We start from the raw sequence: 6397 nt of genomic DNA, 5'->3' as shown, positions 1-6397 counted from the left end.
AGAATTTGTGGGGGATTAGCTGCAAATACTAGAGAGGCAATTTCTGGCCTAAAATCACTACGTTTGCGAATACCTTGATACCCTCCAGCACGTCTTATTTCAGGATTTTGGATATATTGACGAGCGATTTCTTGAAAACTAATTTCTCCTTCTTGAAGAGCATAAAATATCTCTAACGCTAAGTCTTCATCATCTAATATCACTTCATAGGTAACAGCAGCACTGTAATTAAGTTGATGAGCATAAAAGAATGGTTCAACTTTATCAGCAAATAAATGATGAGCTAATTTTGTAGATAAGATATTGAGATGTGCTATTTCTTCAAAATTATCTAAGGAAAGATAATGTTTCTGTAACCATTCCCAGGTTTCTTCAGCTTTAATCAGTCTATTAGCTAATCGTAAACTATCTGCGGACTGTTGTAGTTCTGCTGTTTCGACAGTAATCCCTACTTTTTTAGATGTTTCAGTAATAACTTTTCTAGTGGCGATCGCTTCTAATAAACTAGGGATTTGACAAGATACTTTTAGATGATAAATAATATCTTCATTGGATATTTTTAAAATATCTGACATAGCTTAATTCCTCAATTTACTAAATTCTTACTGAATTTGTTCGATCTTATTTAAATGAATTATCAGTGTATCTATCATATTTACCTGATATGTTATTTTCTTATCTCTATCTAATGATACTTTTAATATTTTTGATAATTTATATGAGAAAAATTACCAGATTTATACCCCGGAATTATCTGAAAATCCCTGAAAATCCGGGGATATGATTGTGATCAATTTATTTGGTAACTAAATAAAGAGATGGGTTGGAAAAATCAAGACTAAAAATCTTGTTATTACGGGAATTTGAACCAAATAGCCCATTCTCGCTTGATGTCTGGTTAGTTATAAAATCCTGAATGGTATTTAGCAGAAAATTCAGATCAAAACCACCCGATAAAGAGAGAATATCAGTATCTACTATTTGTTGTATTTCCTCTGAAGTTAAGTCATACAAGAATGTATGTTTATCAATAGTTTCCAGGTCAGAAATTATGATTGTAGCCATGATATGATTTCCTAATCACAAAGTGAACAGTTGTACAATTGTCACAAAATTGCCTTTGAATCTGTGTAACTATTAAGCTATATAAATCTTTGATACTCATATCCCGGACTTCAACAGAGCAATTTACAGCAGTTTCCGATATTATGAGGTACAAATATTAATGATAAAAATCTTGTGGTACGGACATCTTTCCTGCTAAAAGTGTACCTGATCAGTAGGGATTATTTGGTAAATATTCAGATTACTAAATATGCAGATATTTTGGAAAAGTCAATAGCAAAAATCTTGTTATCATGGAAACCAAATGGACCTTCATACGTTGTTTGAGGATTGTTCATTCCATCATAAACCGTGGATAACTGAACAGCAGGACGATTCCCTAAAGGCAGAAAAATACTACCTGATATGTGTGTAATTTGCTCTGAAGATAAGTCAGATAAAAATGTCTTTTTTTCAAGATGTTTTAAGTCAGAAATTATGATTGTAGCCATGATATTATTTTATTATCAAAAGTGAAGAGTTTGGTTAATTGCACCTTTAAATCAGGTGAAATAATTAATGATATACCCAAGCATTAACTGTCCGCGCATAGTCTATCGTATGGAATTTATTATCATGAAAATTCCCTGCTCCTTCATAAGTTGTTGATATGGTATTTAAACCATCATAGATGGTCATGACAAAAACATTAGGGGTCTCCCCCCAATTTGGATAATCGCCCCAAAATGATCCTCCTAATACAATACTTGATTCTATTTGTTTTAAATCATAAATAAAGCTTTCTAAATCCGTGGAATCAAAGTTATTAATTACTACCCTTTCCATTATATTATCCCCTTAATCTTCACTCTACTCTTATATTTTTACATTATTCCCTCATGGATTATATAAAAGTTGCATATTAAATTATTTTTTTATTAGACATAATTCAGGGAATTATGTCTTTAATTTTTGTTTACATTAAAGTTCTAAACCATTTTTTTGTAACTTCTTAAATGGATCTAAAATAAAGTCAATAACTCGACGTTGACGGATAATTGCTTCTGCGCTTGCGGTTTGTCCAGGGGTGAGAGGAATCTGCTTGTTACCAACTTGAATATAGGGATTTTCCAAAGCAATATCTACTTCATAGGTTTCTAGACGATTGGCACTATTTTCCTGAATTTTAGAGTTAGGTGAAATCCAAGTAATTCGCCCTGATAAAATTCCATATTCTTGGAAAGGATAAGCATCAAATTTAATTTTTACTGGCATTCCTACCTTAACAAAACCACTATGTTGACTGGCCATGTGTGCCTTTAAAATCAAGTCCGCATTTTTGGGTGCAATTTGAGCAATCATTTGTCCTGGTTGCACTACAGAACCAGGTTTTTTAATGGGTAGTTCAAAAATTGTTCCATCAATAGGAGAGCGGATAATTCGCTGTTTTAATTGTAAGTTTAGGGAGATGATCTGTCCTTCTGTTTGCATAATTTCTGATTGGAGAGACGTAATTTGATTTTGTAGGTCTTTAAATTGTTCTTGACTTTTTAATAATGCTAATTCTCCTCCTTGCATAGCACTTTTATAACTACTTTCCTCTTGTTGTAATCGTAATTTTGCTTGTTCAATATCTGATTTAAATTGATTCATAAGCGACTGATAACTACTTTCTTGTTCTTTTAACCGCAGCCGTGCTGTTTGAATATTAAATTTTGCTTCTTCTTGTAAACGTTGACTTTCCTCAGCAATCTTTTCTAATTCTACTAGTTTAGTTTGAGGAATTATACCTTCCTTTAACAGAAGACGATAACGGACAACTTCTGAAACATCTCGACGCAAACGGCTTGTAACTAACCTATAGTTACTTTGAGTAGATTTTATATTCTGTTTCATCTGATCAATTTGTGCTAATTTCTCCAAATTTTGGAAAGTATAAGCACTTTTCTTAGTTGCAAATATTTGTCTGGCTTGATCAACTTGAGCCATTTTTTCTAATGATTGAGATTGGTTTTGCTGACGTTGAATATTAATCGCCATTAAAACTTGATTTTTCAATATTTCTAGTTGAGATTTACGATTTTTTAAGCCTTCTAATTTAGCTTTTATTTGTTGTATTTCTGTTTCCATCACCTCAGATTCCATTTTCACTAAAACCTGTCCTGCTTTAACTGTTTCCCCTTCTTTCACATTAACAGAAACAATAGTACCAGTGACCGCACTATCTAATTTTTGTGTTGCACCTTTTGGTTCTATTCGTCCAATAGCATTTCCAGTTTCATCAACTTTAGTTAACATTGCCCAAGGTAAAATAATTGCTGCAAAACTGACCAGCAAATACAACATTGAACGAGTCCAGACTTTTGGTAAAGCATCTAATAATTCTTCTGTACCATAAAACCAATCCTGGGTTTTAGCTAATGCCTGGTTTTGATTTTGATCTGGGAGAAAAGCAGTAGATTCGGGTTGATTCTGCTGATTTATAGTAGTTGTTGGTTGTGTATAAACTGACTGGGGCATAAATAATTTTAGAGTTCTCTATTTTTGTAGTTATATATCCCTAACTTCTTGCAGAAGTCAGGGATATGTTGGCAATTAAACAATTAAAACAAACTATTAAAACAATTAATTTGTTTGTGCTAATTGTTGTTGATTGAGATAAAAATAATGTCCTTTTTTGGTAATTAATTCGTCGTGAGTACCACTTTCTACTAAAACACCACGATCTAAAACTAAAATTAGATCAGCATGGCGAACTGTAGAAAGACGGTGAGCAATAATTAAACTCGTACGTCCTTGCAGAATTTTTTTGAGGTTGTTTTGAATAATGCGTTCAGATTCAGAATCAAGGTGGCTCGTAGCTTCATCTAATATTAAAAGTCGAGGATTTCCTAATAAAGCGCGGGCAATTGCTAACCGTTGGCGTTGTCCTCCTGATAACATTCCTCCACCTTCACCAATTTGTGTTTCATATCCCATTGGCATCCTTTTAATAAACTCATCTGCCCCTGCAAGTTGGGCGGCTTCTATAATCTCTTCTAAAGAGGCTTCAGGATGGGCAATACTGATATTTTCCCGAATTGTTCCTCCAAATAAAAATGTATCTTGATCAACAACTCCAATTTGCGATCGCAGAGAATGCAAGGAAATACTAGTCACATCTTGATTGTCAATTAAAACTCTTCCATCTGTCGGTGGATATAACCCCAAAATCAATTTAGAAAGGGTGGTTTTCCCTGAACCGCTGCGCCCTACAACTGCTACAGTTTGCTCTGGTAAAATTTCAAAACTGAGATTTTCTAGAATGTTAATTTCACTCTCAGAGTGATAGCGAAATGTCACGTTATTAAAACGAATTCTGCCGATTAATCTGGGTAAATATTGCCGGGTTTTATGTTCTAAATCTTCTTCTGTTTCTGCTTCTAAGACATCATTAATTCGTTCGGTGGCGACGATTACTTCTTGTAGTTGATTCCACAAGATAATTAACCGTTGGAAAGGCTGAATAATGTTGCCTAACAACATATTAAAAGCAACTAATTGACCAATGGTAAGTTGGTTTTGAATAACTAACCAAGCCCCAAACCATAGTAATCCTGTACTGGCTAAAGATTGAATGGTAGAGCTAACTAATTGCAGTTGGTTACTAACTACTTGACCACTAAAGTTCTTTTTAATTAAATTATTCAGCAATTCTTCCCAATGCCAACGCACCGTTTGTTCAATTGCCATTGAGCGAATGGAAGAAATCCCCGTCAAGCTTTGAATTAAATAGCTATTTTCTAGGGTTCCTGCGGCAAATACCTCTCGACTAATTCGACGTAAAAATGGCGTAGCAAATAATGTTAATAACACAAATGGTGGCACAATTGCTAATGTCATCCCCGCCATTGGTGGACTGTACCAAAACATTAATCCTACATAAACAACGACGGTCAATAAATCTAAGCCAATAGATAAAGCTTCACCAGTGAGAAAACGCTGAATTTTCTGATTTTCCTGGACACGGGAGACAATATCACCAACATATCGAGACTCAAAAAAGGACAGAGGTAAGCCAAATGTATGCTTAATAAATCCCACCATTAAAGCGACGCTAATTCGGTTGGCTGTGTGGTCAAGTAAATATTGTCTTAACCCATTAATGGCGACACGAAACAAACCAAAAATTAATAATCCGAAGCCTACAGTATTTAAGGTTAAGGTGCTACCTTGAACGATGACTCTATCTAATAAAAGTTGAGTAAATAGGGGTGTTACTAATCCAAATACCTGAATTAATAACGAAGCAATGAATACTTCTAGTAGGACTTGAAAGTGAGGTTTAACTAAATCCAATAACTGCCAAAATGGCGTGTTAGCTTCTGGTGTTTTTTTGAGTGAAGCTGTGGGTTCTAGTAATAAAGCGTAGCCTGTCCAACCTGCTTTGAATTGATTAATAGTCAGATAGCGTTGACCAAGGGCAGGATCGGCGACAATTACCTGTTTTTTGGTAATTTCATAGACAACAATGTAATGTTTACCTTCCCAATGGGCGATCGCTGGTAAAGGTTGTTGAGCCAATTTATCTAAGCTGGCTTTCACGGGACGGGTAGCAAAACCAAGACTTTCCGCTGCTGCACTTAGACTTCGCATGGATGCACCGCTACGGTTAACATTAGCCAAATCCCGCAGGCGATTAATACTGAAGTTTTTCCCCCAATAACGACCAATCATGACTAAACAAGCAGCACCACAATCAGCGGCACTTTGTTGTTCAAAAAATGGATAGCGTTTGGTAAATTTACGCCACCAATTCCCAGCAGTTACAGTCGGAATAGGAAAGTATTTGAGGCGCTTTTTTGGTTGTGCAAGTGCGGGAATTGTCAGTTGGGTAAAATTGGCATTTTTTGCTGGTCTTGGTGTTTCTGTAGTGGGAATTTCTGGAGGTTTGACAGTGCTAATTAATTGTGCTTTTTTCAGCAAAATATCATAAGTATCAGGAAATTCTTCCATTACCTTTTTCACCATCTGTTGGGGAAGATAGGCAATTTTTAAATTCACAGAAGCTCTAGCAACGTAACTACTAAATTCTTGTTCTGGAAATAAAGTTAACTCCCCAAATGATGACCCTGGCGCGAGAGTAGTAATTAAGTTATTAGAGTTATCAAGTAATCTCACCTTACCCGTTAGCACAATATAAATTCCCGGCTTTGCTGTTGTCCCTTGCCAAAATTGCTTTGCTACTGGTGGTTCAATAATTTCTAAAGCCTTGATACAATCTGCAACTGCTTGATTTGATAGGGAATCACCCAAGACTTGCTTAATGTTTATAGTTAACTGTTCCTGAGAAAACGTTGATAGCATTTCCTAA

At 35.1% G+C, this 6397-nt stretch carries 6 protein-coding genes; all 6 read right to left on the bottom strand.

Annotated elements, in window-relative coordinates; translation table 11 throughout:
- Positions 1-575: peptidylprolyl isomerase (locus ACIR310F_RS22140; RefSeq protein ID WP_231387486.1), on the bottom strand; the 575-nt coding region annotated here is incomplete at its 3' end.
- 220 nt (positions 576-795) lie between these two features.
- Positions 796-1065 (bottom strand): hypothetical protein, encoded by a 270-nt coding sequence (locus tag ACIR310F_RS0110735; RefSeq protein ID WP_028083836.1) that lies wholly within the window; start codon positions 1063-1065, stop codon positions 796-798.
- A 236-nt stretch (positions 1066-1301) separates the two neighbouring features.
- Positions 1302-1556: a hypothetical protein gene (locus ACIR310F_RS0110730; protein WP_028083835.1), complete on the bottom strand. Its 255-nt coding sequence runs from the start codon at positions 1554-1556 to the stop codon at positions 1302-1304.
- A gap of 64 nt (positions 1557-1620) precedes the next feature.
- Positions 1621-1890, bottom strand: coding sequence for a hypothetical protein (locus tag ACIR310F_RS0110725; RefSeq protein ID WP_028083834.1), 270 nt, complete (start codon positions 1888-1890; stop codon positions 1621-1623).
- Between the two features lie 135 nt (positions 1891-2025).
- Positions 2026-3564: an HlyD family efflux transporter periplasmic adaptor subunit gene (locus tag ACIR310F_RS0110720; protein ID WP_028083833.1), complete on the bottom strand. Its 1539-nt coding sequence runs from the start codon at positions 3562-3564 to the stop codon at positions 2026-2028.
- Positions 3565-3669: 105 nt separating this feature from the next.
- Complete coding sequence (locus tag ACIR310F_RS0110715; protein WP_028083832.1) at positions 3670-6390, bottom strand: peptidase domain-containing ABC transporter; 2721 nt, start codon at positions 6388-6390, stop codon at positions 3670-3672.
- Positions 6391-6397: the final 7 nt, after the last annotated feature.

This window comes from Dolichospermum circinale AWQC310F (assembly GCF_000426925.1).
GTDB lineage: Bacteria > Cyanobacteriota > Cyanobacteriia > Cyanobacteriales > Nostocaceae > Dolichospermum > Dolichospermum circinale.
Note: the sequence above shows the minus strand (reverse complement) of the source record. Positions and strands in the feature narration are given on the sequence as shown.